This is a genomic window from Pseudovibrio sp. W64 (genome assembly GCF_001623145.1).
Lineage (GTDB): Bacteria > Pseudomonadota > Alphaproteobacteria > Rhizobiales > Stappiaceae > Pseudovibrio.
The window spans coordinates 1-25,619 of record NZ_LMCI01000002.1; the positions used below are offsets into that span (position 1 = coordinate 1).

A 25,619-nucleotide genomic window follows, 5' to 3' on the forward strand; every position below is an offset into this window, starting at 1 on the left:
CTGACGGTCGCTCCGCCAGCAGCCCGTTACGTAGGCATGCGCTTAGTATGGGCATGGTTTTGAACCAGGGGGATAAGTTTTTTGGAATGCATCCAGAGCTAGAAGGCAGGCTAATGTAAAGAAACGCCTCATTGAATAGAAGCGTGCTCCTGTTGGATAAAAATAAAGTATCACACTGAGGACTGGTGCGTTTTGGACACTTCTTCCGGCAAACATGACCTTGCTCGTGTTAGTCTGTGCAATTACCAGCCCCCCCTTTTTGGGTGATACTTTATTTTTATTCCGCAAATCCGGGGCGGGTTCATAGATGGCAATGCCGCTCAGACTGGTCGACACTGGACCGCAATTGCGAAAGCAAGCAATCAAGGTCCTGAACGACAGAAACGCCCAGACATCGGGTTTCCTCCGTTGGCTTCAATAGGTCTGGCACCATGACCGTGACCATGCCTGCGGCGGTAGCCGCACGGATACCGGTATGGGAATCCTCTAAAGCAAGGCATTGTGAAGGACGGCCACCCACTGCGGCGGCAGCCTTTAAGAAAGTCTCAGGATGCGGCTTGCCGAATTCGACATCCGTTCGGGTTACGACAGCATCAACTCGATCAAGGATGCCCGCTTTATCCAGATGATCCAGAGCCAACGCCCGAGGGGTGGAGGTGGCTACGGCCCTCGGAATGTTAAACTCCTTCAACCAATCAAGTATTTCGCCCGCCCCCTGACGCAATGGAATACTCGTCGCGCACAAGGCACGAAACCGATCTCGACATTTTTCATGGTATGTATCGATCGCAAATTCATCACCGAAGTGTGCCTTCAGCTTCGCGTCCCCTACTTCTTTGGGAGTGCCGATCAAGCTGAGATGAAGAATATCATGCATGTTATGACCAAGGTCCTCGCATGCACCGAAGATAGCCGACCGATAAAGCCTTTCTGTGTCTAGCAACAACCCATCCATATCAAATATTACAGCGTCCAACGGAATAGGAAACATCCACGGCTCCTTCGTCATCTAGGCATTTTCGGTTAGAACTTCATTTCACAGTGGAGCAGTAATCTACCCCCGTGCAATTGCCAGGGGAAGCCGCCATCGAATGTCTCAGGCCATTTTGTTTTCGTCGCTCTCCATGTCTTCCAGAGCTTGAACGTCACGAAGGCACGCTTTGGCGAAGTAAACTACGGCCAGCATAACTACTACAATCAATGAGTGAGTATTCGATGCTCGTCAAAGCGTTGTGTTTAGGCGGCATAAAGAAGGTCTTCAAACAGGAAAATCTGAGGGCAGCGTATCTCATCTTTTGGATGAGTCACTCTGAGCACTGGTGCGGCTTGGACACTTCGTCCGGCAACCATTACCGTGCTCGTGTTAGTCTGCGCGCTTACCAGCAAAAGCTCCCCTTTTTTGGGGGGATATTTTATTTTCATCCCACAGCTTCCCTTTCAAACAACGAAAAAAGGCGCTGGTTTTGCCAGCGCCTTTTCAATAAGAATGAAATCAGAGGTTGAATGATCTTTTACCGTTCGCCGCACTGGCCTCTGTCGCGCAGCACATGGTCTGCCAGAACACATGCCATCATGGCTTCTCCAACCGGAACTGCGCGGATGCCAACGCAAGGGTCGTGACGACCTTTGGTCATCACGTCGACCTCTTCCCCGCTGCGGGTGATGGATTTGCGTGGCGTCAGGATGGAAGAGGTTGGCTTTACAGCAAAGCGGACCACAACCGGCGCACCGGAAGAGATACCGCCCAGCACGCCACCTGCTTGGTTGGACAGGAAGTCAGGCTTGCCATCTTCGCCCATACGCATTTCGTCAGCGTTCTCTTCACCAGTCAAACATGCCGCTTCAAAACCGTTGCCGATCTCAACACCCTTCACTGCGTTGATGGACATCATGGCTGATGCGAGATCCTGATCCAGCTTGCCGTAAAGCGGGGCACCGAGACCCACTGGGACGTGCTCAGCTACCACTTCAATCACGGCCCCAATTGAAGAGCCTTCCTTGCGGATCCCATCGAGGTATTCTTCGAAGAACTTGGCAGCTTCCGCATCCGGGCAGAAGAATGGATTGTTGCCCACCTCGTTCCAATCCCAGTTGTCGCGATTGATCTTATGCGGGCCCATCTGTACCAGAGCCCCGCGGATCAGGATGTTTGGAATGACTTTGCGCGCCAAACCACCAGCAGCCACGCGGGACGCTGTTTCGCGTGCTGATGAACGTCCACCGCCGCGATAGTCGCGGATACCGTATTTGGCATCGTAGGCGTAATCTGCGTGGCCCGGACGGTAGCGTTCTTTGATTTCGGAGTAATCTTTGGAACGCTGATCAGTATTCTCGATCATCAGGGAGATGGGCGTACCGGTCGTACGTTGTACGCCGTCTTCATCCACCATCACACCAGAGAGAATTTTGACCTGATCCGGTTCACGGCGCTGGGTGGTAAACTTGTTTTGCCCCGGCTTGCGCTGGTCCAGATACACCTGAATCTCTTCTGCTGTGATTGGAAGCAGAGGCGGACAACCATCGACGACGCAGCCAAGCGCTGGTCCGTGGCTTTCGCCCCATGTTGTTACGCGAAACAGATGACCAAAGGTGTTGTGGGACATGTTCTAGCAGTTCACTTTTAGAGCATGAGCACGTCCTGTCCGGCTGACTCTCTTCAATCAAACGGAACGCGCTCTGAGAATTCTAGTGGTTTTAGGTGGGTTCACGCGAGAGGTCAATTGAGAGCCTTGCAGCACTTGCGTAATTTTCCCGAATGAACAAGTTGGATTTAGGCTTGTTCCCAGATTCAGGACTGTAAATGGGAGATCTCAACGCGTGAAAAGAGCATTCAGGCATCGCCATTTTAATGCGTAAGCTCAAATTCATACAAAAAGCCCGAGCAACGTGTTGGGCACGTCCCCGGGCTTTTCTCATTCATTCAAACTTTTCATAGAGAACGTTGGCCCTGGATAAACCTTAGGCGCCGTGTTCCTGAATAAGTCTTTTTGCAACCAGATCATGGTCGAGCCACAAAGCCGGGCCTTCCGGCTGGCTGGCTTCGCCAAACATGAGCATGCCAGTTGCTGCAACAACATGCTGGCTGAGCTCGTCGCTGACCAGAACGTTGCGCTCTTTATGCAGGTCTACGATTTCCTGCGAGGTGCCAACAGTCTTGTCTACCTGCTCCGCTGAGTTTGGCATTGGCCAAGCTTCGAAGTTGTAGAACGGCTGCATTGCCTCACTGGTCTGGTAGTCGGATACCTTTTGCAGCACCTCTTCCAGAGACGCTTCCGGCTTGAGCATGCCTTCGCACTTCTGCCAGAGTGCATCCACCCATGCGCCACCACCTTCTTTCTTGATGGCTTGCAGCAGTGGCAGGAGAGACAGCTCGATGCCAGCAAACACATCTGAAGAGTTGGTGCGGATTTCAGGGCAGTTGAACACTGTTGCCTTCACGCCGTCTTTCCATGCGCTTTCAGCAAACTTCTCCAGAGCCATTTTCGCGTAGCCCTGCGTGTAGTTTGTGTAAGTCTGCCAGCAATACTCATCTTCGATCAGAATGCGGGTGCCGTGATAGCCATATGCGGTGTAGCGCACTTCGCCGCCAGCTGCTTCCACGCGGTCGCGGAGCGTCTTACTGGCTTCCAGCAGGTAACCGAAGCTGTTTGCGGTGACTTCCTCGAAGTTTTGCAGGATCAGTTTGCCCAGATCACTCTCGATAAGAGACTGAGACGGCATGTAGCGTGCACCGCGGCCTTTGTAGATGCGGTTCGCGATTGCCATAAACACTTTTGCACGGGGAATACCGCCTGCCATTGTGTGGGCGAAGAAGACGTTCTTACCCGCTGGGATCATGGTATCCAGCTGGTCCATGACCTGAGCAAGAGCGCCTTTAAAACGGTTGGAACCAAGACCGCGGCAGATCTCAACATGATCCCAGTCGAGTTTGTGGTCCTGCCAATCTTTAATGGTCATTTCGTTGACCAAATCAGTCGGCGTCGCTGTGCCTTCCGGCGCGTCCAGTTCAAAACCCGCACGCAGAGGTACGTTGATGATTTTGCCGCCCAGATTGGCTTCTGCTTCTGCCAGCTCTTCTGGTGTGAGTGCGCGTGGCTTGTTGTTTTCATCGGAACGACCGACAGTAATGCCGATCACAGTCATCCCGGCTGCCTTTGCCTGATCGATCAAGCCAGTCGCATATCCGCGACCAAAAAGTTCGCCGAAGAGTACGAAGACATCGCCCTCTCCAAAAACGGTATTGCTGCTGATTGCCTTGAGTGGTCGAGACGTCTTCATCAAGATCTTCCAAAAAGTTTAAGAGTGTCGAGATTTCATAGGTGAGCGTTCTGCTCTTGTTGCCTAAAAATAACGAGTTACAACTGATTTAGGTAGCCTGTTTAGCTGGTCTTTATGCAGATTGTAGCAAAGCACTCCAAAATGTCGTGGACTGCCTTTGCTGTAGTATTCACTTTATGTGTCACAGTTTATCGCTGACGCAAAAACCTGATCAATTTAACGACCAGGAAATGCGTTGTAAGCCCCCAATCTTAAAGGCTTGGTGCAGCGCTGGACGTGAGAGCACGCATTTTGGTGCACCCATTAATCAGAATGGACCGCGTGTTTGCGAGTTCTTTTAGACAGCGAGCTTTAGATCCACGCCTCAGAACCGTCTCGCCAGAGAAGGAACTGGTCTTGTGGCGTCTCCAGATCCGGGATTTCTGCTGGTGCATATCCGCAGAGCAATCCGCGCAGTACCCGCATGACCACGCCGTGTGCCACGATGATCATGGGATCCTTTTGCTCTGACATCCAATCGAAGATGCGATCAGAGACCATTTTGTAGCTCTCCCCTTCGGGATGCACATAGCCCCATTTATCTTCGCGCCGCATGCGAACCACTTCAGGACGTTCAACCATCATTTCAGGAACGGTCATTCCCTCCACATTGCCGAATGTAATTTCACGAAGGCGTTCGTCGACTTTGTAGTCGTATGGGTCGAGCCCCATTTCCTTGCGCAGAATTTCCATGGTTTCCCGCGCGCGGATCATCGGTGAGCTGACAAAGATGAAATCATCTGCGGTCTTGCCAAGATCTGGGAGGAAATCCTTCATCACCATACCGTTGCGCCGGGCCTGCTTGCGACCGGTGTCGTTGAGCGGAATATCCTGACCGCCCTGCATACGCCCTTCCAGGTTCCAGTCTGTTTGTCCGTGACGGACATACAAAAGCGGAGTTGGTGTGGTTTTCGCAAGGGGCATCAACGAGCCAGTCATTCCATGGGCCTTCTGTAGGAGATTAGTCGGCAACCGATTTGTAGCGGCTTCTTACGAGGTACATGTGTCATTCCTCGTTAGAAAACAACAGTTATGCACACATTCTTGATTTAAGTCATATGTACCTTTACCGGCCTCTCAAGCGCAAAAAAGGCGCTCCAAGAAGCGCCTTTTCTCAAACCTAATTGCTGAAGCAATTTAGACGACGGAGATATCCGGGGCGTCTACTGCCTTCATGCCAACCACATGGTAGCCGCTGTCAACGTGGTGAGTTTCACCAGTGACAGAGCGGGACAGGTCGGATGTGAGGTAGAGAGCGGAGTTTCCGACATCATTGATGGTTACGGTTTCACGCAGCGGTGCGTTGTACTCGTTCCATTTGAGGATGTAACGGAAATCGCCGATACCAGCTGCTGCCAGTGTTTTGATCGGACCTGCAGAAATCGCGTTCACACGGATTTTCTTAGGGCCAAGATCAACTGCAAGGTACTTGACGCTTGCTTCCAATGCAGCCTTTGCAACGCCCATGACGTTGTAGTTTGGCATGACCTTCTCAGCACCGTAGTAGGTGAGAGTTACAATGGAACCACCTTCAGTCATCAGCTTTTCTGCACGGCGGGCAACGGATGCCAGCGAGTAGCAGGAAATCTGCATTGTCTTTGCAAAGTTGTCTGCGCTGGTATCCAGATAACGGCCAGTCAGTTCTTCTTTGTCAGAGAAAGCGATCGCATGAATGACGAAGTCGATCTTGCCCCATTTTTGCTCCAGAACTTCAAATGCTGCATCAATGCTTGCTTCGTTCGTAACGTCACAATCACCTACAACAAGTGCATCGAGCTTTTCTGCTAATGGTTCAACACGCTTCTTCAGCGCTTCACCCTGATAGGTGAGTGCGATTTCAGCTCCGGCATCGTGTAGTGCTGTTGCAATACCCCAAGCGATGGACCGATTGTTGGCCAGTCCCATGATGAGACCACGTTTGCCGGCCATCAATCCTTGCGCTTCTGCCATGTTTTTCTCCTGAGTGAATATCACTTAATCTAGTGAACAGCCCCAAAATGCTATGGCACACTGTTCATTTGGCTTCAAGCCGTCGAAAAAAGTCCAATCAGACATGGACGTGTTCTTGCGCTCCCATTATCTGATAGTTAGAGCCAGATCAACTTCCAACACTGCGACGGAAACATGACTATTCCAAATTTGGTGAACGCGTTTCAAAAGATCATTGGGGACGCAAATGTGCTTGTCAGCGACCATGACAAGGCCCCATTTCTTGTTGAGTGGAGGGACAAATTTCGAGGCGCCACTCCCATGGTGCTGCGACCCGGTTCCACATCAGAGGTTGCAGAGTGCGTGAAGCTTGCGGCTCAGCACGGTCTTACTGTGGTTCCACAGGGTGGCAACACGGGTTTGGTTGGGGGGCAAATCCCCAATCCAGACGGTAGCGAAATCGTGCTATCCCTTTCTAGATTAAATAAAATTCGCCACATCGACCCTGAAGGTTATACGATGGTAGCAGATGCAGGCGTCACACTGCAGGCTGTTCATGACGCGGCTGAAAAGCATGATCGATTGTTCCCTTTGACGCTCGCTTCGCAAGGTTCCTGTGAGATTGGTGGCAACATTGCAACCAACGCCGGAGGCACTGCCGTCCTGTCCTATGGGAACACGCGAGATCTTGTTCTCGGGCTCGAAGTTGTGCTCGCAAATGGTGAGGTCTGGGAAGGGCTTCGGACCCTGCGCAAAGACAATACCGGTTACGATTTGAAACAATTATTTATCGGCTCAGAGGGCACTTTGGGGATCATTACGGGTGCCAGCCTCAAATTATACCCAGCTCCGGCGTCGGTAGAGGTGGCTCTGGTCGCGCTAGATTCGCCTGCTAAGGCACTTTCACTGTTTTCATTGGCAAAAAGTCACGCCGGGAACATGCTTACCGGATTTGAGTTGATGCCACAGAGCGGCATGCAGTTCGTTTGTGAGCATATGGAACAGTCACGCTATCCGTTCGAAGAGCAGCATCCATGGTATGTGCTCATCGAGATCTCGGCGGGTACAAAAGACATCGACATTGTCAGCCTGACAGAGACCATCTTTACCGAGGCTTTTGAGGCTGATCTGCTGCGTGACGGATTGCTGGCGCAGAGCAAAGCGCAGGCTGCTGACTTCTGGCGGTTGCGGCATGGGCTTTCTGAGGCACAGAAATATGAGGGCGGATCCATCAAGCACGATGTCTCTGTGCCTGTTGCAAAGGTTCCCGAGTTTCTGGAAGAAGCGATCGCCGCTGTTAAAGAGGCTGTGCCGGGATGTCGTCCGGTTCCGTTTGGCCATATGGGCGACGGCAATATCCATTTTAACATCACCCAGCCTAAGGATGCCGATAAAGCCGAGTATCTTGCGAAATGGGATGATGTGAACCGTGTCGTGCATGGGATTGTTGCCAGTTACAACGGCTCAATCTCTGCAGAGCATGGCATCGGCATTTTGAAGCGTGATTTGCTGGCAGAGGTAAAGAGCGCCACAGAGATGAACATGATGCGCTCTGTTAAAAAGGCTCTCGACCCGACGAACATGTTCAATCCGGGCCGCGTTCTCTAGACATTACTGCTCAGGTGCTTCCAGTCCCTCCGGGAGCACCTGTCCTCCATCAACGACAATCTGCTGTCCGGTGATGTAGCCTCCCTCCTCGCTGGCGAGGAAGAGCACAGCACTTGCCACGTCTTGTGGCGCACCCAATCGGCCAAGCGGAATCGTTTGCCCCATCTTCTTCAGATACTCATCACCGAGATCATCCAGCGCTTCTGTCCTGATATTACCGGGCAGAACCGAGTTCACTGTGATCTTGTGCGGGGCCAACTCCAAGGCAGCTGTTCGCATGAGGCCCAGTTGCCCCGCTTTGGAGGCTGCATAATGTGACCAGCCTGCATCCCCTGTAATTGGGCCCGTTATTGACGAGGTAAGGATAATCCGCCCGTGCCCTGCTTGTTTCATATGCGGGAGCGCTGCCTTTACGCAGTAGAAGGAGGAGCGCAAGTTTGTATCAAGCACATGATCCCACTGCTCGGGCTCCATTTCCTCAATCGTCTGCTTGGGGAAGATGCCTGCGTTGGCGCATATAATGTCCAGCCCGTTTTCTTCTGTGGTCTCATCGACCATGGCCTTTACCGCTTGCCACTGGGTGACATCACATTGAAGAAATTGCCCTGCCCCGCCAGCCAGTGCGATTTCCTCCACAGCATTAGCGCCAGTTTCTTCTCCGCGCGCTGCAATGGTGACAAAGGCTCCGGCGCGAGCAAAAGCCAGCGAGATGCCCAAGCCGATCCCCCGAGAACCACCCGTCACAATGACAGATTTACCTTTAAGCGACGCCAGCATGCTTGATCCCTCATCGTCTCATCATGTTGGTGTCCAGTATGTTGCTCAGAGGCTAAAACAAGTCTAACTGCCCGTTGTTTCTTGAAGAGCCGCCTGCAACCCTCTTTTGAGGTTTTGGCTTGGCAGGAGGTTTGACTGGCTCAGGAGGAACTGGAATGACCTCTCGTTCCCACAAGGACGGGTCATCATTGGCGACGCTGTTCACCCGCGTTGAAACAGGCGTGGTGATTAACAGCCCGTCATCTGCAGGTTGTAAGAGCTTTATAGCGTCTCGAGCCATGATTGTGCCGTTGCTCAACCAGTCGTCAAAATGCTCCGGCGCGATGATTGCGGGCATCCGGTGGTGAACCGGTTTCACCGTCATATTCGACTCGACGGTGATTACAGCGGCGGTATCAATGTCTCCGCCATCAGGATGGGAGTAAGTTTCCCACAGGCCAGCGAAGGCCAGAAGGTGTCCATCCGCTGGGGCAATCCAATAGGGCTGCTTTGCCGCACCTTTGCGTTGCCACTCGTAAAAACCGTTTGCAGGTATCAAGCATCTACGGTGACGCACCGCTGCACGAAACGAGGGTTTCTCCTCCAAAGTTTCGGCTCTGGCATTGAGCAAAAGCGTGAAACTTGCTGGGTCTTTGACCCATGACGGGACCAGGCCCCATCGTGCTAACCCAAAGTGGCGCCCACCATTTTCGTGTTTTACGAGTGCAATTGGCTGAGTCGGTGCTATGTTGTATCTCGGTGGAAAATTTGGCTGTTCGATGTAATCAAACAACGCTTTGACTTCTTCCGGAGACGCTGACAGGCTATATCTACCACACATGCAGATTACTCTGTTCGCATTTTAGTAAAATTGCAACCAATCGAGAGATAGGTTCCGCGCGACAGATAGGAAGCTGGGAGGCTGCAATGGATATGTACTGCGATAAAATCGGCGTAGGAGAACTTTCTCCTGAGCTTTTGACGCATGCAAACATCAATCCATCCACGGGCCTTGCAACTGACTATCTTAATCATTTCAATGAGGTTGTTATGCTTCTTGAAATGCTTCCTGATATTCCCGATTGCGCAGAAGATGTTCTGGCCTGGGAACCAGCTGACTATATCACACATTTCAGTGCCTCTAAATTCTCAGCAAAAGAATTGGCGATCCGTGCATACGGAGCTGTTGATTTACCGCTGCGGAATGCTCTGGAGAAGTGTATTGGCGAAGTTGATCAGGAAGTTATCTCCTTACAAAAAATGCTAGGCTCCGCTGAAGTAACAGGTGAACTGCTGCAAATCGTTCAGGATAAAGCCGTTACCGTCATCAGGCCCCTGCTTTCGCAAGCCGGGTCAATCATCCATGGACATCTGCCGGATGAGACAATCAGCACTGAGGAAAGCACGCAAGCGGACGTTGACGCCCTGTTCTCATGAGCAAAAAAATTATTCCGGAATACATTGAGGCAACCAGTGTTGCCTGTGTGCAGAACGAAAAAGTTCTGCTCGTAAAACGAGCCCAGTCGCCCTCCAAAGGCCTCTGGAGTTTTCCTGGCGGTAAGGTTCTTCCCAGTGAAAACCTTAAGGATGCCGCACAAAGAGAGTTTAAAGAAGAAACATCTTTGTGCGCCTCAGACCTGAAGGAATGGACGGTGTCCTACCCTTCTGCGGAAGACTGCAAGGAGCAATATCGCATCCATGTCTTTCGCTGTACGCAGGTCAAAGGTGAGGAAGAAGCACGCTCTGATGCTGCTGAACTGGGCTGGTACACTTGGGAGGAGGCTATGAACCTGCCTCTCGCGCCCGGCATGCAACAGCACATTCTAAATCTTCTAAGATGTAGTTAGAGCAGAACCTGTGCATTTACATTGATGCCTCAAGCTCTGACTTCTTAATTTTTACACGTGTTCTTATCCGAAAACCGGAACTACTTTTTTAGAATACGCACAAGCATCAGTCCTGCAGCCTGCTGTGCAACAAGGGAAAACCGGAAATCCCCAAGGTTCCATAGTGGACAGAGTGCCGGGAGACGGCCATCCTTACAGAATCTGAAGCAACCAGCATGCTGTGGGATGTAGCTTGACTGACATTGCAAGACTTAAAGCTTGGACACGAAACTTTGCTAAACCTACCTGGCCGACAGGCCGGGGGATTTGCCTTGGTCTGATGCTTTTGAGTGTTGCGGCGGCCCCTGCTGCATTTGCTCAGAGTTCCCCGCAATCTCCGGGTCAACCTGTACAGCCAGAGTTGAAAGAACCTCCCTACGAGCAACAGCTTATTCGCCTCTCAGAAATACTTGGCGCGCTCCATTATTTACGCCCGCTTTGCGGTCATGATGAAGCAGACGAATGGCGTCAGCGCATGTACTCCTTACTGGGTGCAGAAGTGCAGAACGAGCTGAGGCGCCGGCGGCTTGTTGAACGGTTTAATCAGAGCTATCGGGGGTTCGCATCGGTCTATCAAACCTGCACTCCAGCGGCTATTGAAGCCTCCCGCAGATTCGCCGATGAAGGTGTAATTATCACCCAAGAAGTAACGGGCAAGTACAGCCGCGATTGATAGAAAAGCCGGTTGCAACCGTTTTCCACAGACAATTATTGCGTGTTTTTTGGATAACTCGGCTTCGCCACAAATATTAACCATAACTTACAGAAGCTCTGGACGAGTTTACCAAAACATCAGTGAGTCGGTTGTTCCTGCCGTTTTGCGTGTTAACTTCCGTTTAACAGATAAGGCATGCGACGCTTCATTTGTTTTCGTTTGCCCGTTACATGTAACGGCAAATAACAAGAAGCAGCACATAGAGGGACATGAGAGCCAGCATGATCAAGGACGACGCTATCGCCGGCGAATTCACAGAAGAGATCGATGCATCTGATGCAGACATCCGCCGACTGGCTCTAAGCTTCATTCAGGAAGCTTGGGAGGATGGTCTTTCCCACGGCATCGACAGTACAGCTCTTGCGCATGCAGCGCTGTTCTCAGCAATGATGGATCTGGTTTCTCTTTATGGAGAAGAAGCTGTTTCCAAATTTGCGCAGGAATTGCCACAGCGCGTTGAGCGCGGTGACTACTCTTTGGAACGTCGTCTGCACTAATTTCAGCACTGCTGTTTTTCAAAGAGCCCCGATTGATCGGGGCTTTTTTGATTCCGGCCCGGTGTGTTAAAGCGACTTCTTGTCGTTTGCTTGCATCCAATCAAACGACAAGAAGTCGCTCTAGAAAATCAAATCACTTGCAACCTTGGCAAGGATGAGCGCTGCAAAGAGCAGTAGGATAATGCCTGCCCCATGGTTGATGGTGGAAAGCCAGTTGTCATTCATGCGATTTCGCAGCTTGGACACAAGCGCTGACAGGCAAGCCCACCATAAAAGTGCGCCACTCAACACGCCCAGCACGAGTGCCAGAGCGCCGACATAGTCCCCCTTCTCGGGCGCATGCTCTCCCAGTGAACCGAAAATAGCGATAAAGCCAAGAATTGCTCCTGGATTGGTCACGGTCATGGCGAAGGAGACAATCATCCCACGCCAAATTGTTGGACCACCATCGCTGCCACCCTTTAAATGTGGATGAGACCGGAACACGACGATGCCGAAGATGATCAGAAGAAACCCGCCTATCGTCTGGATATAGAACTCGTGGCGTTCAACGAACTCCGAAATTGCCGTCACACCAAAGGCAGCAGCGGTTGCAAATACACCATCGGCCAGAACTGCCCCGAAGCCTGCGATGAGGCCCGGAAGGAAGCCGTAATGCACTGCCCTCCTAATCGCCAACACGTTTACAGGACCAATCGGAGCAGACGTTACGAGCCCGATAATCATGCCTGTAATGAAGAGTTCAATATTCAACGCTTTAATCCATACTTCCCAACTACGCAGAAGACCTGTCAGATCTTCCTATAAATTTTCTAAAGGCTCTCTAGCTTGTGCATAGGTTAGGGTCCGTTTCTTCCTTGATTCCCAACAAGCCCTTAAACTAAGTGCAAAGCACGCGCCTCATATCCGTTTCGGAGCACTTCATGTATTTTCGCCTACTCATCATAGGGTTACTTTGCACTACAGCTCCGGCTATGGCTGCAACACAGGCAATCAAGACCGAAACGATTCGCATCCAACGCCCCAAGGCTGAACAATTTCCTCTGCTTGATGAAGGTTTCAACAGAGATACCAGCAGTGAAGATGCACTGGACAGTGAGTTTGCAGAGGAACCTCCGTTGCCAAAGCTGGACGTCTTTTATGACGATACAGAATTGCCGGAGGCTGTCAGAGCAACCCGTGCGACGCTGATCAAAATTGCTCGCAGTGGCAATGTTGCTGCGTTGGCGCCTTTGTTTGCCAAGCAGGAGCAACCGCCGGAACTTTCGTTCACACCTGTGCGCGATCCGGTCAGCTTTTTGAAAGACAGCTCTGGTGATGGTGAAGGCCACGAGATCCTTGCGATCCTACTGGATATTGTGACAGCCGGATATTTGCGGCTCAATGAGGGAACGGAAGAAGAGGCTTACATCTGGCCTTATTTTGCCCGCTACCCTTTGCATGACCTGACGCCTTCGCAGAAGGTTGAGATGTACCAGATCGTCACTGCAGCCGATTACTTTGAGATGCTGGATTATGGCGCATGGACCTTCTATCGCCTTGGCATTTCCAAGGATGGGGATGTGCGGAGCTTTATTGCCGGAGACTAAGTTGTCTTCAATGAACGATTGATGAAAGCCCATCAGATGCTCTGGTGGGCTTTTCTTTGCTCAGTTACCCCGCCTTGCGGATTTCGCGGTGGCTTTCGTTTTCCGCTTTCAGCAGGTCCATCTGCTCAGGCTTTTCCATGAAGCGAGTGTAAAAGCTGCTGTCGAGTTCCGCGTAATAGGCATAACCACGGTACAGAGGCAAGAACCGCAGTTTGGCTCTGTTGTCGTCAGCCAGCCCTTTCATGACTTCGTGAAAGTTCTCACGCGGTAAGACGTGGAATCTGCCGAGCCACTTTTTGAGCATCAGCTTGAACAGGCCGGGCAGTCTTTCTTGCTGACCAAAATCGACAACGGACAACTGGCCGCCTTTTGCCAGAAGCTTTGTGCCGTTGCGCAGAGCGTCTTCCCATGGTGGGATCATAGAGACGCAGTAGGACAGGAAAACACGGTCGAAGGTGTCGATGCCGAACTTCTCGAACGGATCAAAGCTCGTGGCGTCACCCTGCGCCAGATGGATCCGGTGAGACAGGTCTGCTTTGTGTATGTTGGCCTCTGCGGTTTTCAGCATTTCTTCGGAGATATCGACGCCAAAGAACTGGCAGGTTGGGTAAGCCCTTGCGGCTTCAATCAAGTTGCGGCCAGTTCCGCAGCCGAGCTCCAGAACCGTGCTGCCGCGCGGTGCTGCCAAATGTTTGATCAAATGATCCCGCCCAAGAAGGTAGTGCTTTCTGGTCAGATCATAAAAATGCCGTTGGTTCTTATAGATTTTATCCATCAGTGAGGCTGAGGACTTTACATTCGCCATTTCACTTCCCTCACATGCTTATTCTTGTTCAGTTATAGATGTAGAGGTGGAAACCACCGTAGATAGAGGAGCGGTCCAGCTTGTTGAGGCGTGCACTTTCAGCCGCCTCATAGGTCCACTGCCCCAGTATTTCGTTATTGACCCGCCCCGGCAGAATGCTTGGCTCGCCAGCCGTTCTGAAGATGACGCGCGCTCCTTGTCGTGCCGTTCGGGATATTCCTGCCCATAGATCGTTCAGCTGCCTGTCTGTCATCCAGTCCTGCGCATCCAGCAGGACGTAGGCATCAAGGCTGTTTGCATCCTGATTATCCAGATGCTCTGTGAAAGACCGATTAACAACGCGCACATGAGAGGCTCTTTTCCGAATTTCCGGGAAGTGTTGCGGCTTCAGATAGGGCGGCAAAGGGCCGGAAAGACCGGTTCCACTGTGCATCTGTGATGGCGCGTATCCGCGGGTGAAGGCTTGCCAGGCGAAGTAGTTATCTTCCATTGGAAAGTCGCAGGCCAGCTTTTCCAAGCGTTGTTTGAGAACGCCCGCCATATTGCCACCGCCTTCTGCGGCAAGACACTCATATTGCGCAGGAGGGATGCCGAGGCCGTAGAGCGACATCTTTTTAGAGGTCGCCCAGCGGATCAGGCGTTTATCAAAGAGCGGCGCCAAAACCTTGTCGAAATATGATCGCTGTTCGTTCAGGTCACGTGCGTCTGCCATTTTGCGCAGGTCAACGCCGTAGATTTTTGCAAGGAAGTGACCAAGACCGATAAAGTAGCCGAGCATTCCGTGGTGGTAGAGGTCTCGTGAGAACAGGGTGATGCGCTTGCGGCCCCACGCCGTCATGTCCCGCCCTTCCCAGTAGGCCATGGTTTCCGGATCGATGGCGGGCTTCAGATACTTCTCATAGGCGGCAATATTGGCTTTTTCATCAGCCTCACCGAAGAACCGATAGAACGTCTCGTAATCGGGGAACTCTTCCAGCGCGGTCAATTTCAGGCGGTTCAAAGCCACATGCGCGCGGTTGAGGTCGACTGCCGTAATCTCCTGCGGGTCTGCTGTGAGGTAAGACATGACATTGCAGCCACCAGAAGCGATTGTCACCATTTTCGAATGAGGTTTGAGTTGCAGTGCCTGCATATCCACCTCCGGATCCTCCCAGATCTGCGGATAAACCAGCCCCTTAAATGCGAAGGTGAACAGACGTTCCAGCACGCCTTCCATGGAGATCAGTTTTGAACGATGTACTGCACGATCCAAACGTTTCTTTGACTGCCTGATAGTTGATGTCACGTGCATCTCCAGAATCAAGAACTGAAATCAATCGAGAGAAAGAGTTAGTTCACGCACACGACAGTTTTGCGACGTCGCAACATTGATTGTAATTGCAGAAAGATCTTGAAAACGCGGCAATACTGGAATGTTCCAGTAAACAACTCAGTGCACTTACATTTCTATTTACCTGCCTCATATTTTGCGTTTTTCCTCCTACATGCAGGTGTCAGGGCGCAGGTGAGGAGTTCCCTCGTCACCCACAGAAACTATTCTTTTTCCGTGGTGTGCGCATAGCTGATGGGTTATGAAACACTCTTGTTGTTTTATTCATTGGAAGGACGGACCCATGGCATCACAACGTACCATTCTCACTTCGCGTCGGCTCGTGAAGGTTTTTGGCGAAGATGCCAAGGAGTTTCTGCAAAATCTCGTCAGCTGTGACACCAGCGAGATTAGTGCGACATCCAACGCATTTGGTGCCCTTCTTACGCCTCAGGGAAAGATCCTCTGGGACTTCATTGTATTTGCAGATGAGAGTACAGGCGGTTTCCTGATTGATGTGAGCGCTGATGAACTTGATGCGTTTGCCAAGCGTCTTGGTTTTTACAAGCTTCGCGCCAAGGTGATTGTGGAACCTGCTGATGAGACCATGCTTGTGATCGCAGAATGGGGAGATGATTTGCCAGCGGATAAACCGCGCGATCCTCGTCATGCTGATATGGGTGTTCGTTATGTTTCCTCCGGCGAAGTTGCAGAGACTGCCTCAGAAGCTGACTATCATGCGCATCGCATCCAACTTGGCATTCCGCAGAGTGGGCTGGACTTTCAGCTGGCAGACGTCTTTCCGCATGATACGGACATGGACAGTCTCAATGGAGTGGCTTTCTCCAAAGGCTGCTTTATTGGGCAGGAAGTTGTTTCCCGCATGAAGCACCGCGGAACGGCCCGCAAGCGTATCATCAAAGTTTCCGCTGAAAGTGCGCTGCCTGCCGCTGGTAGCGATGTTTTGGCTGGAGAGAAGAGCGTTGGAACATTGGGGTCTTCGCAGGATACTGATGGGCTTGCCCTGCTGAGGCTGGACCGTGTGAAAACTGCGATGGATGCAGGTGTGTCGCTGACATGTGATGGTGTTGCCCTCACCCCTTCCATTCAAGAATGGGCAAGCTTCAACTGGCCTTCATCTGATTAAGAGATACAGCTAAAGCAGTTCGCATTTAAGCTGGAACACATGAACTGCTTTAGCCTTTGTTTTTGCGTATCTTTATCCGAAAACCAGTTTCCACTTTTCGGAGATACACTGTAGACACCACCTTAACCTTGACGACTGGCTTGATTGACTAATGTGTGCAGAGCTTTCCTCATCTTCCCCCCGTGCCTGGCAGCGGATGCTTTCTGGCAGAAGGCTTAATCTTCTTGATCCGTCTCCGTTGGATGTGGAACTCTCTGATATAGCGCACGGCCTGGCGCGGGTTGCGCGTTGGAACGGGCAAACAATTGGCGATCATGCGTTCTCTGTTGCCCAGCACTGTGTGGTGGTGGAAGAGATTGCGCTGATGCTCAAGCCTGATCTTGATATTCAATGGCGTATGGCAATCTTGCTGCATGACGCGCCTGAGTATGTGATCGGGGATATGATCTCCCCTTTCAAGAACGTGATGGGTGGCACCTACAAGGCCGTTGAAGAGCGGCTGCACCATGCCATTCACAGGGCGTTCAACCTGCCCCCCGACTTGCCAGACAGCATTGCCAAGCTTGCCAAGAAGGCTGACATTATCAGTGCCTATCTGGAAGCAATCCATCTGGCGGGCTTTAGCAAGGACGAAGCAGACAAGATTTTCGGTAAGCCTGCAAAGGTTACAGCAGAGCAACTGGACACCTTGGCAGCAAGCATTGAGCCGCTGCCAACCAAGGATGCGCAAGAGGTCTTTCTGGCCCGGTTTGCTGAGCTTGATGACGCTCGCAAGAAAGTTGGAGGCCGCTGATGTTGCATGTCTGTCCACTTTCCAAGCTGGAAGACACGTTGACCTCAGCAAGGCCGAGCCATGTGCTTTCTCTCGTTTCTCCGGGAACAGAGGTGATCTTGCCTTCTGAGACAAAGCCTGCTCACCATCTGGTGCTGGAGTTCAACGACATTACTGAAGCACGTGAAGGTCTGCTTGCCCCCAATGCGACGCATGTGGAGCAATTGTTGGATTTTTCCCGTGATGCTGCATGGAACGGCTCTTTGCTGGTGCATTGCTGGGCTGGTGTCAGCCGGTCTACAGCTGCTGCCTACATCATTGCCTGTGCGATTATGCCGGATATAGATGAACGTGCGCTGGCCCAACATTTGCGCAAGGTTTCTCCTGTCGCCACACCCAATCCGCTGCTTATCTCTTTGGCAGACACTCTTTTGCAGCGAAATGGGCGCATGATACAATCAATCATCGAGCTTGGTCGTGGTGCAGAGACTTTTGAGGGCAACCTGTTCTCGCTTGATCCTGCCGCACTTGTTGAACTGGCATGACGGATACGGAGCAAACATTGATGAGCAATGCAGTGGAAACAGGAAATGCAGCCCAACGCGGTGCTGACATGGAGCCTGTCCAGCTTGGCATTGGTCTGAGTGCTGTCATTGTTTCCGTAAAAGACAAAGTGCCCTTTGTTTTGACTGTGCCGCAAAAAGTGCCTGACGAGTTGTCTGGTCTGCCCTCCGGCCCGTTTGACCCACGCGTACACCGCACCTTTGAGCTGGGTTTGCGTGCGTTTGTTGAAGAACAGACCGCTCTTCATATTGGCCATGTGGAACAGCTTTACACCTTTGGTGACCGCGACAGATATTCTCTGGCGCGGATTGGTGAGCCGCATATGGTTTCTGTCGGCTATCTGGCATTGACACGCCAGACACCAGAATCTGAGCGGCTGCTTGCCAGACAAGGTGCTCGCTGGCGTCCCTGGTATGACTTTTTTCCCTGGGAAGACTGGCGTGGCGGTCAGCCGAAGATGCTGGGAGAGATTATTCATCCCAGCATGGAGACCTTCAGCAAGGCCCCGGATGACGATGCCAAGACCTACCATGAGTTGAGCCGGAAAGATCGTTATCAGCTCGCCTTTGGTGTGGGCTCCTTGAAATGGGATGAGGAACGCGTTCTGGACCGTTACGAGTTGCTTTATGGCTCCGGTCTTATGCGTGAGGCCTTGCGCGATAAGCAGCCAACTGCGCTGGAACGCAGCACCTTGCCAGACCTTGGCGAGGGCCTTGCCCATGATCACCGCCGTATACTGGCAACGGCACTTTCCCGGTTGCGGGCAAAACTGAAGTATCGGCCCGTTGTCTTCGAACTGATGCCACCTGAGTTTACCCTGACCGATCTGCAGCAGACGGTAGAGGCGATTTCTGGCCGGCATATTCACAAACAGAACTTCCGCCGTCTGGTGGAAACGGGACAGCTGGTTGAGCAGACGGGCAGAACTTCAACCGCGACGGGCGGGCGTCCAGCGGCTCTTTACCAATTCAGAAGAGACATTTTGAAAGAGCGCCCGGCCCCGGGATTGCGCGTTAGCTTGCTCTGATTCACATTTTCGCCTTAAGTGACGTAAGGTTATCTACACTTTTTTTGAGTTTTTTCTCGGCAAAAATTCATAGGAAAAACGGAGTTGTGGATTTAACAGGGAGCCTTATGGTTAATCTTGTTAAGATTTTGATTGTGTTGATATCCTACAGCCACACCAAGATATCACAGGTGTCATTTCCTGCATGAAGCCTTTTGTTTCCTATGATTTTTGGCCAACTGAAAAATCCACCCAGACATGAAATAGCCCTAGTTTTTTGGTGAGTACCGTCCCTGCATATTAACCATATGCTGGCTGTCAGCGGCGTGAACTGTGGCAGAATAACTGGGGTTTTGGCGGGCTTAACTTTATATCAAGGTTAAAAGCGAAAAATGCACTCATCCGGAAAAGTGACGGGCGGGAGTGTTTTATCGGGCTTCTTCATCCTGTCGATCTCAGAGTTTGGGGTTCCCTTTTCAGGGAGTGAGAGACGCTGAGTTTTTGGGCGTTGATTTGGAGTAGATTGCGTATGTCGGGCCATGGGATGAAGAAGAATGCAGGACGCCGTGCTGTCCTCATGTACTTTAAGTACCCTATTCTAGCTGCAGGGCTTGCAGTTGGAACCTTTGCTGCATCTCCAGTTGCGTTGCAGGATATTCCGGCACTGACCGGAAACCTCGACGAGGACACGCCGCGATGGATGCAATCTGTCTCCGCACGGGATAGCCAGAAATTTGCAAAGTACTTCGTAGCTCCTGAGAAGAAAACTCCACAGCGCCATGCGGTGAACCGCACCGGTAAGAGTGACATGCTCGTCACTACTCTGCCGAGCCGTGTTGTGGCTTTCATTCAAAATGCAGGCAAACCGAAGAGTTCCGACCGATTTGTTTCCCAGCTGCCGCAAATGGCTTTCAACGGCCATTATGGTGGGGATGCACTGGCTGGTCTTGCCGACAACAATGGGCAGGCGGACACGTCTCCACTCGGCAAGGCGGCACGCCGTGCAGCACTTGCTGCCCGCAAGCAAATTGCGCAGAAGACAGTTAAGCCAGCGACCCTTTCTATTGCCAAACAAAACGAGATTGCTTTGGCAACTGCTTATGCTCCAGCCACACCGCAAACCAACAAAGCACCGTTTGATGCGCTGCTGAGCAAGCCTAAAGTTTCGATTACGCCTTCCGGCAAGCCAAGACTTTCAGACAAAGAGCTGGCCTCTACTTCAGAGACCAATCCGCACTGGTGGTACATGCGCCAGTTGCCGAGCTCTGTGAGAAAATCCAAGAAGGAAATGCGCTGTCTGGCTGAGGCGATCTATTTTGAAGCACGCAGTGAACCGCGTGACGGGCAGATTGCTGTTGCGCAGGTTGTTCTCAACCGTCTGAAGAACCCAGCTTATCCGAACACAGTGTGCGGTGTGGTTTATCAGAACAAGGGCATGAAGAACGCCTGCCAGTTCTCGTTTGCTTGTGATGGCATTCCAGAGCGCGTGACTGAAGCTGGTCCCTGGGCCAAAGCGAAGAAGATCGCGCAGCAGATTGTAAAGGGTGAAGTGAGCATTCCGGCTGTTGATGCCTCCACTCATTACCATGCAACTTATGTTCGCCCGAACTGGGCACCGACCATGCAGCGTAAAAAGCGCATTGGTAAGCACATCTTCTACAAGACCTACCGAGGTGGTTGGAGCTAATCCACGACCTCCTATGTGAGAAGAATTTGGTGGCCTGACCGCTCCAATTTTAACCCCGCACCAGCGACTGGCTGATGCGGGGTTTCTTTTTACTAAACCTACTTGTTGTAGCGTTACTCGACTTCCACGATGGTACGACCGCGTACTTGCCCTTTCATCAGTTTGGCAGCGCGTTCTTCAACATCTGCCAGCTTTATGGTCTCAGACAGAGTGTCCAGCTTGGCAAGATCGAGATCCTGCACCAGTCGGCGGTAAGCCTGCTCGCGCAGGGCCATAGGCGCCATAACGGAATCCACACCGAGCAACGCTACACCGCGCAAAATGAACGGCATAACAGATGCAGGCAGGTCCATGCCCTGCGCCAGACCACACGCAGCAACAGCACCGCCGTAGTTGGTCTGTGCCAGCAGGTTTGCGAGTGTATGGCTACCTGCAACATCAACTGCGCCAGCCCAGCGTTCCTTGCCGAACGGTTTGCCCTTTTCGACCAACTCAGCCCGATCAAGGACTTCTGTTGCGCCGAGGCTCTTGAGGAAGTCAGCTTCCTCGGTGCGCCCTGTGAAGGCGATGGTCTCGAAGCCGAGTTTGGACAGCAGGCTGATGGCAACGGACCCAACACCACCGGATGCGCCGGAGACTGCGATTGGTCCGTGCTCGGGTGTCAGGCCGTATTTCTCCAGCGCCATAACGCAGAGCATGGCGGTGTAACCTGCGGTGCCAATGGCAGCTGCGCGGGCGGCAGAGATTTCTTCCGGGCGATGCAGAAGGCACTCGGACTTCAAGCGGGCGACTTGCGCGTAGGCACCGGTGTGGACTTCACCAACACCGTAGCCGTTGAGGAGGACCTGATCGCCCGGTTTGAAGCGGTTGCTTTCGCTGGTAAGCACTTCGCCAACCACGTCGATGCCCGGCACCATCGGGAACTTGCGGGTGATGCCCGGTGCGCCTGCAAGGGCCATCCCATCCTTGTAGTTGATGGTGGTGTGCGTGACTTTGACCGTCACGTCTCCTGCAGAGAGCTGATCAACGGTAACTTTGTTCCACTTGGCAGGCAGTGGCTTGCGGCCGCTTTCATCTGCTTCAATCCAGAGGGCATCAAACTCGCTCATGGCCAATCCTTCTCGCCAATTCATGTTGCATGAAAGCTGGCAGAAGGAGGGCCATAAGGCAAGAAAATAACGCTAGGCAATATTCCGGTGTAACACACTGACAAACCTAGCTAGTTCACCCAATAGGCGTCTTACGCAGGCTTGGCGACCAGACGCCCTGCGGTGGCGGATTGCTCGCGGATTGGCCAGTGTACGATGGCCGCGAAAATGCCGAGTGCGATTCCGAGCCACCAGATGGCATCGTAGTTGCCGCTGCGCTCATAGAGCACACCGCCCAGATATACTCCCAGGAAAGATCCGATCTGGTGAGAGAAGAACACGATGCCGAACAGCGTTCCCATGTAACGTGGGCCGAACATGACAGCGACGAGCCCTGATGTTGGTGGCACGGTGGAGAGCCACAGAATGCCCATGGTGGCTGCGAAGATCAGTGTCGACATTTCTGAGATTGGCAGTGTGATGTAGAGCGTGATGGCGATGGCACGGGCAATATAGATGAATGACAGCAAGTATTGTTTCGGAACGCGTGACCCCAACACACCGGAGGACATGGAGCCAACAATATTGAACAGGCCGATCAAAGCCAGCGCCCATGCACCGACGGAAACGTCAAAACCCTGATCCACGATGAAGGTCGGCATGTGCACGGTGATGAACGCCACGTGGAAACCACAGACGAAGAAGCCGAAGACCAGCAGGATGTAGTCTCTGGTTTTGAAGGCCAGACCCAATGTTTGAGAAAGGGTCATGCTGTCCTGCGGGTTGGCAGAGTTGCCAGCAGCTGGAGCTGCGGAACGACCGCGCAGGATATAAGCGAACAGGGGTACGATGGCGACGACAGCTGCCATATAGATCAGCGCGCTGGACCAGCCATAGTTTTCGATCAGGCCCAGGCCCAGCGGTGCAAAGAGAAACTGGCCGAAGGAGCTGGCAGCTGTGCCCATGCCAAAGGCGATGCCGTGGTATTGGGGCTGAACAGACCGGGCGAAGGCAGCCAAAACAAGCGAGAAGGATGTGAAGGCGACACCCAGACCGATCAAAACACCTGCGGAGACCTGCAGTAAGAGTGGCGTGTCTGACAGGCTCATAAGATAGAGGCCGATGGCGTAGATGATCGCGCCGAGCACCAGAGTTCTTCCTGTGCCGAATTTATCTGCCATCATCCCAGCGAAAGGTTGTGCAGCACCCCAAACGAGGTTTTGAAGTGCCAACGCAAAGGCAAACACATCCCTGCCCCAGCCAAACTCTGAGGACATAGGCGTCAGGAACAATCCAAGGGTTGCCCGTGGTCCAAACGAGAGAATGCCGATGATACATCCGCTGATGATTATGAGCGGGATGTTGGGGCCGCGCCGGACAGAGGATTGGTTCTCGACCTGGGTCGCTTGAGACATGCAATTTCCTTTCCTGCATCCGGCAGAGAGTTTCGGCCAGACGCTGGACCAATGGTGTCCGTTTTTCGCTGAGCAGCGGGGAATAATCAGGTTTAATCTAATTTTCCGTTCTGCAATAATTGAAATTACTTAGGTCATCCATCAGCAATTGGAATGAGTCTTTATCCCTAAGGCATTTTGCTGGAAAGCTCTCTCTGATCAAATGCAGGCATATGTGAGAATACTAATATATTTCAAAATGCTAGCGAAACTGGCGGAGTCGCTTGACTTTGATTTGGGTCCTGACCTAATTCCCCCGTCAACATTTAGGGGCCGACCATGACCTACTCATTTTCTTTCGGAAAAACACTCGCTGCAGGCCTGCTTGCCTTTGCTGTAAGCGCACCTTTGGCAGCTTCTGCACAAGACGATGTGCAGAGCCAGGCTGAGCTGACTGCACGCGTTGAAAAGCATGCACCTGCCAAAGAGCTTTACATCAAGGACCGTCCAATCCTCGGCTGGAAGATTACTGGCGACACACTGGCAGACCTGCCAGAAGCGATCCGTGGCCCACTAGGTTCTGTAGATTCCACCAGCTACGATGATGCTTACATCGCCAAGAACGTTGGCTCTGTGGTTGCGTTACAAATGAGCAAGACCGGCCCTGATTTTTACGTGATTGGCAAAGAGACGTTCACCTCCAAGTACGAGATGGTTGGTCTGGAAGAAGTCGCAGCCAAAAACACCCGCCTTGTAAAGCGTCTGGATATGGCTCCGGAAGTTCTTGCGCTGTTTAATGCAAAAGACGCAGGCCTGACGGGAGCACTGAAGACCGTTCCCGTTGAGATGGTTCGCATGTCTGCCATCGGTTATGCCCCAGCTGCTGAAGTGATCATTCAATCTCCATGGGGCACACAGACCAAGCCTGCTGATCAGGATGGTTTCCTCGTGTTCGACAGCGGTGAGAACCAGTACTACATGGTCAATCAGGGCGCTGATGGTAACCCATCCAGCTACGTCCCAGCCAAGTAAAAGCCCTTTTCTGCTCTCAAGTGATGTGAGCCCGGCATTTCCTCTGATTAAGCGGAAATGTCGGGCTTTTCTCATTTGTACCCTGCAAATTTAGGAAATTAAGTGATTACTCAGTAAGGCTAAATCGAGCTTAAACGCAGCAATCATATGCATCCGGCAAAAGAATAGGTTGTCGACGCGAGGGAAGAGGTCTATAAAAACTCAAAATGAGCATAAGGGTTGGCATCGGCATTGTGGCCGTGTTTTTTTATAGACCCCTTATACTCACATTGAGTATAATCCGGTTCCAGGCCGGCAGAATAAGGGATAGCGCATGTCCGCCACGACTACATTCGCTGAAGCAGACAGCCTTGCTGTCAATGACATTACTGCCGGCATTGAGGGTGCTGCTGTTCAAGCTGGCGCACCAGCGCCCAAACAGTATACCCCTTTGGAGCGTCCAGACCTTGCCTACACGCCTGAGGTCGCAGAAGCGACAGCAGAGGCCTATGAGAAGGTAAAGGACTTCATTCCTGCGATTGAATGGGCTGCTCTTGCCCCGTTGATTTTTGCGATCAACAAAGTGAAGAAAGAGCGCGACGCCGTTATTCTGGCGCACAATTATATGACCCCGGATATCTTCCACGGTGTGGCTGATATTGTTGGCGACAGCCTGCAGCTGGCGAAAGAAGCTGCGAAGACTGAATCTCAGGTTATCGTTCAGTGCGGTGTGCACTTCATGGCTGAGACTTCCAAGATCCTGTCTCCGGAAAAGACCGTTTTGATCCCGGATATGGATGCAGGTTGCTCCCTTGCAGAATCCATCACAGGTGCAGATGTACGAAAGCTGCGCGAAGCCAATCCGGGCGTTCCGATCATCACTTATGTCAACACCTCCGCCGATGTGAAGGCTGAGTGCGATATTTGCTGCACCTCTTCCAACGCGGTTCAGGTTGTTGAAGCCATGGGCACTGACAAGGTGCTGCTGATCCCTGATCAGTACCTTGCAGCCAACGTGAACAACCAGACTGATGTTGATGTGTTGACCTATGCCGGCTCATGCGAAGTGCATGAGCGCTTTACGGCGGAAGAGCTGCGCGACTACCGAGCCATTGACCCTGATGTGAAGATCATTGCGCACCCAGAGTGCCCGCCGGAAGTTGTTGCAGAAGCTGACTTTGCTGGCTCAACCTCTCATATGATTGACTGGGTGAAGGACAACAGCCCTGAGAAGGTGATGATGATCACCGAGTGCTCCATGGCGGACAATGTTGCCTCCTCCACACCTGGCGTGAACTACATTCGCCCTTGCAACCTGTGCCCACACATGAAGCGCATCACCCTCACCAAAATTTTGGACTGTTTGCTCGATATGTCTGGTGAAGTGATTGTTGATGAAAGTGTGGCGGATCGCGCTCGTGCCTCCGTAGAACGCATGATCAACTTGAAGAACTAGAGGCTTTCGTGTAGCTGGCATATTGAAAAGTCTTCAGTGCACCCTGCTGCCTTTAACGGCAGCGGGCCTTTTAGATCAGGTCC

At 52.2% G+C, this 25,619-nt stretch carries 25 protein-coding genes; 13 read left to right on the forward strand and 12 right to left on the reverse strand.

Annotated features, from left to right (window positions below; translation table 11 throughout):
* Positions 1-301 precede the first annotated feature (301 nt).
* From PsW64_RS00830 to fabI, 5 genes are all read right to left on the reverse strand, one after another.
* Positions 302-991 (reverse strand): HAD family hydrolase, encoded by a 690-nt coding sequence (locus tag PsW64_RS00830; RefSeq protein ID WP_063302543.1) that lies wholly within the window; start codon positions 989-991, stop codon positions 302-304.
* Between the two features lie 520 nt (positions 992-1,511).
* Positions 1,512-2,603, reverse strand: a complete 1,092-nt coding sequence (aroC, locus tag PsW64_RS00840; RefSeq protein WP_057464885.1) for a chorismate synthase — start codon at positions 2,601-2,603, stop codon at positions 1,512-1,514.
* A 355-nt stretch (positions 2,604-2,958) separates the two neighbouring features.
* On the reverse strand, positions 2,959-4,278 hold the full coding sequence (locus PsW64_RS00845; protein WP_063287266.1) for an enoyl ACP reductase FabMG family protein: 1,320 nt from the start codon (positions 4,276-4,278) through the stop codon (positions 2,959-2,961).
* 351 nt (positions 4,279-4,629) lie between these two features.
* Positions 4,630-5,256 carry a histidine phosphatase family protein gene (locus PsW64_RS00850; RefSeq protein WP_057464883.1) on the reverse strand — a complete coding sequence of 209 codons (627 nt, stop codon included), beginning with the start codon at positions 5,254-5,256 and terminating at the stop codon, positions 4,630-4,632.
* A 198-nt stretch (positions 5,257-5,454) separates the two neighbouring features.
* A complete protein-coding gene (gene fabI / locus PsW64_RS00855) occupies positions 5,455-6,267 on the reverse strand; it encodes an enoyl-ACP reductase FabI (protein ID WP_057464882.1) in 813 nt (270 codons plus the stop codon).
* 174 nt (positions 6,268-6,441) lie between these two features.
* On the opposite strand from fabI, the gene PsW64_RS00860 reads away from it, so the two are divergent.
* Positions 6,442-7,854 carry an FAD-binding oxidoreductase gene (locus tag PsW64_RS00860; RefSeq protein ID WP_063302394.1) on the forward strand — a complete coding sequence of 471 codons (1,413 nt, stop codon included), beginning with the start codon at positions 6,442-6,444 and terminating at the stop codon, positions 7,852-7,854.
* 3 nt (positions 7,855-7,857) lie between these two features.
* On the opposite strand, the gene fabG is transcribed toward PsW64_RS00860, so the two are convergent.
* Positions 7,858-8,631, reverse strand: coding sequence for a 3-oxoacyl-ACP reductase FabG (gene fabG / locus PsW64_RS00865; protein ID WP_063302395.1), 774 nt, complete (start codon positions 8,629-8,631; stop codon positions 7,858-7,860).
* Between the two features lie 52 nt (positions 8,632-8,683).
* Positions 8,684-9,451, reverse strand: coding sequence for an SOS response-associated peptidase (locus PsW64_RS00870; protein WP_063302396.1), 768 nt, complete (start codon positions 9,449-9,451; stop codon positions 8,684-8,686).
* An 86-nt stretch (positions 9,452-9,537) separates the two neighbouring features.
* On the opposite strand from PsW64_RS00870, the gene PsW64_RS00875 reads away from it, so the two are divergent.
* The 4 genes from PsW64_RS00875 (at position 9,538) to PsW64_RS00890 (ending at position 11,708) form a co-directional block, all read left to right on the forward strand.
* Positions 9,538-10,047: a hypothetical protein gene (locus PsW64_RS00875; protein ID WP_057464878.1), complete on the forward strand. Its 510-nt coding sequence runs from the start codon at positions 9,538-9,540 to the stop codon at positions 10,045-10,047.
* Complete coding sequence (locus PsW64_RS00880) at positions 10,044-10,457, forward strand: NUDIX hydrolase (RefSeq protein WP_063287262.1); 414 nt, start codon at positions 10,044-10,046, stop codon at positions 10,455-10,457. Before PsW64_RS00875 ends, PsW64_RS00880 begins: the two co-directional genes overlap by 4 nt.
* 232 nt (positions 10,458-10,689) lie before the next feature.
* Positions 10,690-11,169, forward strand: a complete 480-nt coding sequence (locus PsW64_RS00885) for a TIGR02301 family protein (protein WP_063287261.1) — start codon at positions 10,690-10,692, stop codon at positions 11,167-11,169.
* 263 nt (positions 11,170-11,432) lie between these two features.
* Complete coding sequence (locus PsW64_RS00890; protein WP_014284380.1) at positions 11,433-11,708, forward strand: hypothetical protein; 276 nt, start codon at positions 11,433-11,435, stop codon at positions 11,706-11,708.
* Positions 11,709-11,828: 120 nt separating this feature from the next.
* Here the strand turns inward: PsW64_RS00890 and PsW64_RS00895 are convergent, their stop codons facing one another.
* Positions 11,829-12,461 carry a LysE family translocator gene (locus PsW64_RS00895; RefSeq protein ID WP_208980490.1) on the reverse strand — a complete coding sequence of 211 codons (633 nt, stop codon included), beginning with the start codon at positions 12,459-12,461 and terminating at the stop codon, positions 11,829-11,831.
* Positions 12,462-12,631: 170 nt separating this feature from the next.
* Between PsW64_RS00895 and PsW64_RS00900 the strand changes: the two genes are divergently transcribed.
* Positions 12,632-13,297: a hypothetical protein gene (locus PsW64_RS00900; protein ID WP_208980491.1), complete on the forward strand. Its 666-nt coding sequence runs from the start codon at positions 12,632-12,634 to the stop codon at positions 13,295-13,297.
* A 64-nt stretch (positions 13,298-13,361) separates the two neighbouring features.
* Here the strand turns inward: PsW64_RS00900 and PsW64_RS00905 are convergent, their stop codons facing one another.
* Both PsW64_RS00905 and PsW64_RS00910 read right to left on the reverse strand, forming a co-directional pair.
* On the reverse strand, positions 13,362-14,102 hold the full coding sequence (locus PsW64_RS00905) for a class I SAM-dependent methyltransferase (protein WP_063302398.1): 741 nt from the start codon (positions 14,100-14,102) through the stop codon (positions 13,362-13,364).
* Positions 14,103-14,130: 28 nt separating this feature from the next.
* Positions 14,131-15,393, reverse strand: coding sequence for a DUF3419 family protein (locus PsW64_RS00910; RefSeq protein WP_063287260.1), 1,263 nt, complete (start codon positions 15,391-15,393; stop codon positions 14,131-14,133).
* Positions 15,394-15,715: 322 nt separating this feature from the next.
* Here PsW64_RS00910 and ygfZ point away from each other — a divergent pair, with 322 nt between their 5' ends.
* The 5 genes from ygfZ to PsW64_RS00935 all read left to right on the forward strand — a co-directional run bounded on the left by ygfZ (position 15,716) and on the right by PsW64_RS00935 (position 20,587).
* Positions 15,716-16,558: a CAF17-like 4Fe-4S cluster assembly/insertion protein YgfZ gene (ygfZ, locus tag PsW64_RS00915; RefSeq protein WP_063302399.1), complete on the forward strand. Its 843-nt coding sequence runs from the start codon at positions 15,716-15,718 to the stop codon at positions 16,556-16,558.
* A gap of 151 nt (positions 16,559-16,709) precedes the next feature.
* Complete coding sequence (locus tag PsW64_RS00920; protein ID WP_063302400.1) at positions 16,710-17,351, forward strand: YfbR-like 5'-deoxynucleotidase; 642 nt, start codon at positions 16,710-16,712, stop codon at positions 17,349-17,351.
* Positions 17,351-17,875 (forward strand): tyrosine phosphatase family protein, encoded by a 525-nt coding sequence (locus PsW64_RS00925; protein WP_063302401.1) that lies wholly within the window; start codon positions 17,351-17,353, stop codon positions 17,873-17,875. Before PsW64_RS00920 ends, PsW64_RS00925 begins: the two co-directional genes overlap by 1 nt.
* A gap of 20 nt (positions 17,876-17,895) precedes the next feature.
* The gene (locus tag PsW64_RS00930) at positions 17,896-18,921 is read left to right on the forward strand and encodes an NUDIX hydrolase (protein WP_063302544.1); all 1,026 of its coding nucleotides are present in this window, start codon (positions 17,896-17,898) and stop codon (positions 18,919-18,921) included.
* Between the two features lie 508 nt (positions 18,922-19,429).
* Entirely contained in the window at positions 19,430-20,587 is a 1,158-nt protein-coding gene (locus PsW64_RS00935; protein WP_063302402.1) for a cell wall hydrolase, read from the forward strand.
* A gap of 113 nt (positions 20,588-20,700) precedes the next feature.
* Here PsW64_RS00935 and acuI read toward each other — a convergent pair whose 3' ends face one another.
* Both acuI and PsW64_RS00945 read right to left on the reverse strand, forming a co-directional pair.
* Positions 20,701-21,720: an acrylyl-CoA reductase (NADPH) gene (gene acuI, locus PsW64_RS00940; RefSeq protein WP_063302403.1), complete on the reverse strand. Its 1,020-nt coding sequence runs from the start codon at positions 21,718-21,720 to the stop codon at positions 20,701-20,703.
* A gap of 107 nt (positions 21,721-21,827) precedes the next feature.
* A complete protein-coding gene (locus PsW64_RS00945; RefSeq protein ID WP_063302404.1) occupies positions 21,828-23,090 on the reverse strand; it encodes an MFS transporter in 1,263 nt (420 codons plus the stop codon).
* Positions 23,091-23,408: 318 nt separating this feature from the next.
* Between PsW64_RS00945 and PsW64_RS00950 the strand changes: the two genes are divergently transcribed.
* Together PsW64_RS00950 and nadA are read left to right on the forward strand one after the other, a co-directional pair.
* A complete protein-coding gene (locus PsW64_RS00950; RefSeq protein WP_063298847.1) occupies positions 23,409-24,101 on the forward strand; it encodes a hypothetical protein in 693 nt (230 codons plus the stop codon).
* 313 nt (positions 24,102-24,414) lie between these two features.
* Entirely contained in the window at positions 24,415-25,536 is a 1,122-nt protein-coding gene (gene nadA, locus PsW64_RS00955; RefSeq protein ID WP_063287254.1) for a quinolinate synthase NadA, read from the forward strand.
* Positions 25,537-25,619: the final 83 nt, after the last annotated feature.

What these genes read in the sequence shown, in the direction of transcription:
- PsW64_RS00950 (WP_063298847.1), top strand. Translation starts at nt 23,409, where the DNA reads ATGACCTACTCATTTTCTTTCGGAAAAACACTCGCTGCAGGCCTGCTT.
- PsW64_RS00910 (WP_063287260.1), bottom strand. Translation starts at nt 15,393, where the DNA reads ATGCACGTGACATCAACTATCAGGCAGTCAAAGAAACGTTTGGATCGT.
- PsW64_RS00920 (WP_063302400.1), top strand. Translation starts at nt 16,710, where the DNA reads ATGTGTGCAGAGCTTTCCTCATCTTCCCCCCGTGCCTGGCAGCGGATG.
- ygfZ (WP_063302399.1), top strand. Translation starts at nt 15,716, where the DNA reads ATGGCATCACAACGTACCATTCTCACTTCGCGTCGGCTCGTGAAGGTT.
- PsW64_RS00900 (WP_208980491.1), top strand. Translation starts at nt 12,632, where the DNA reads ATGTATTTTCGCCTACTCATCATAGGGTTACTTTGCACTACAGCTCCG.
- PsW64_RS00945 (WP_063302404.1), bottom strand. Translation starts at nt 23,090, where the DNA reads ATGTCTCAAGCGACCCAGGTCGAGAACCAATCCTCTGTCCGGCGCGGC.
- PsW64_RS00880 (WP_063287262.1), top strand. Translation starts at nt 10,044, where the DNA reads ATGAGCAAAAAAATTATTCCGGAATACATTGAGGCAACCAGTGTTGCC.
- nadA (WP_063287254.1), top strand. Translation starts at nt 24,415, where the DNA reads ATGTCCGCCACGACTACATTCGCTGAAGCAGACAGCCTTGCTGTCAAT.
- fabI (WP_057464882.1), bottom strand. Translation starts at nt 6,267, where the DNA reads ATGGCAGAAGCGCAAGGATTGATGGCCGGCAAACGTGGTCTCATCATG.
- acuI (WP_063302403.1), bottom strand. Translation starts at nt 21,720, where the DNA reads ATGAATTGGCGAGAAGGATTGGCCATGAGCGAGTTTGATGCCCTCTGG.
- PsW64_RS00850 (WP_057464883.1), bottom strand. Translation starts at nt 5,256, where the DNA reads ATGACTGGCTCGTTGATGCCCCTTGCGAAAACCACACCAACTCCGCTT.
- aroC (WP_057464885.1), bottom strand. Translation starts at nt 2,603, where the DNA reads ATGTCCCACAACACCTTTGGTCATCTGTTTCGCGTAACAACATGGGGC.
- PsW64_RS00875 (WP_057464878.1), top strand. Translation starts at nt 9,538, where the DNA reads ATGGATATGTACTGCGATAAAATCGGCGTAGGAGAACTTTCTCCTGAG.
- PsW64_RS00905 (WP_063302398.1), bottom strand. Translation starts at nt 14,102, where the DNA reads ATGGCGAATGTAAAGTCCTCAGCCTCACTGATGGATAAAATCTATAAG.
- PsW64_RS00860 (WP_063302394.1), top strand. Translation starts at nt 6,442, where the DNA reads ATGACTATTCCAAATTTGGTGAACGCGTTTCAAAAGATCATTGGGGAC.
- PsW64_RS00830 (WP_063302543.1), bottom strand. Translation starts at nt 991, where the DNA reads ATGTTTCCTATTCCGTTGGACGCTGTAATATTTGATATGGATGGGTTG.
- PsW64_RS00935 (WP_063302402.1), top strand. Translation starts at nt 19,430, where the DNA reads ATGTCGGGCCATGGGATGAAGAAGAATGCAGGACGCCGTGCTGTCCTC.
- PsW64_RS00925 (WP_063302401.1), top strand. Translation starts at nt 17,351, where the DNA reads ATGTTGCATGTCTGTCCACTTTCCAAGCTGGAAGACACGTTGACCTCA.
- PsW64_RS00845 (WP_063287266.1), bottom strand. Translation starts at nt 4,278, where the DNA reads ATGAAGACGTCTCGACCACTCAAGGCAATCAGCAGCAATACCGTTTTT.
- PsW64_RS00890 (WP_014284380.1), top strand. Translation starts at nt 11,433, where the DNA reads ATGATCAAGGACGACGCTATCGCCGGCGAATTCACAGAAGAGATCGAT.
- PsW64_RS00870 (WP_063302396.1), bottom strand. Translation starts at nt 9,451, where the DNA reads ATGTGTGGTAGATATAGCCTGTCAGCGTCTCCGGAAGAAGTCAAAGCG.
- PsW64_RS00930 (WP_063302544.1), top strand. Translation starts at nt 17,896, where the DNA reads ATGAGCAATGCAGTGGAAACAGGAAATGCAGCCCAACGCGGTGCTGAC.
- fabG (WP_063302395.1), bottom strand. Translation starts at nt 8,631, where the DNA reads ATGCTGGCGTCGCTTAAAGGTAAATCTGTCATTGTGACGGGTGGTTCT.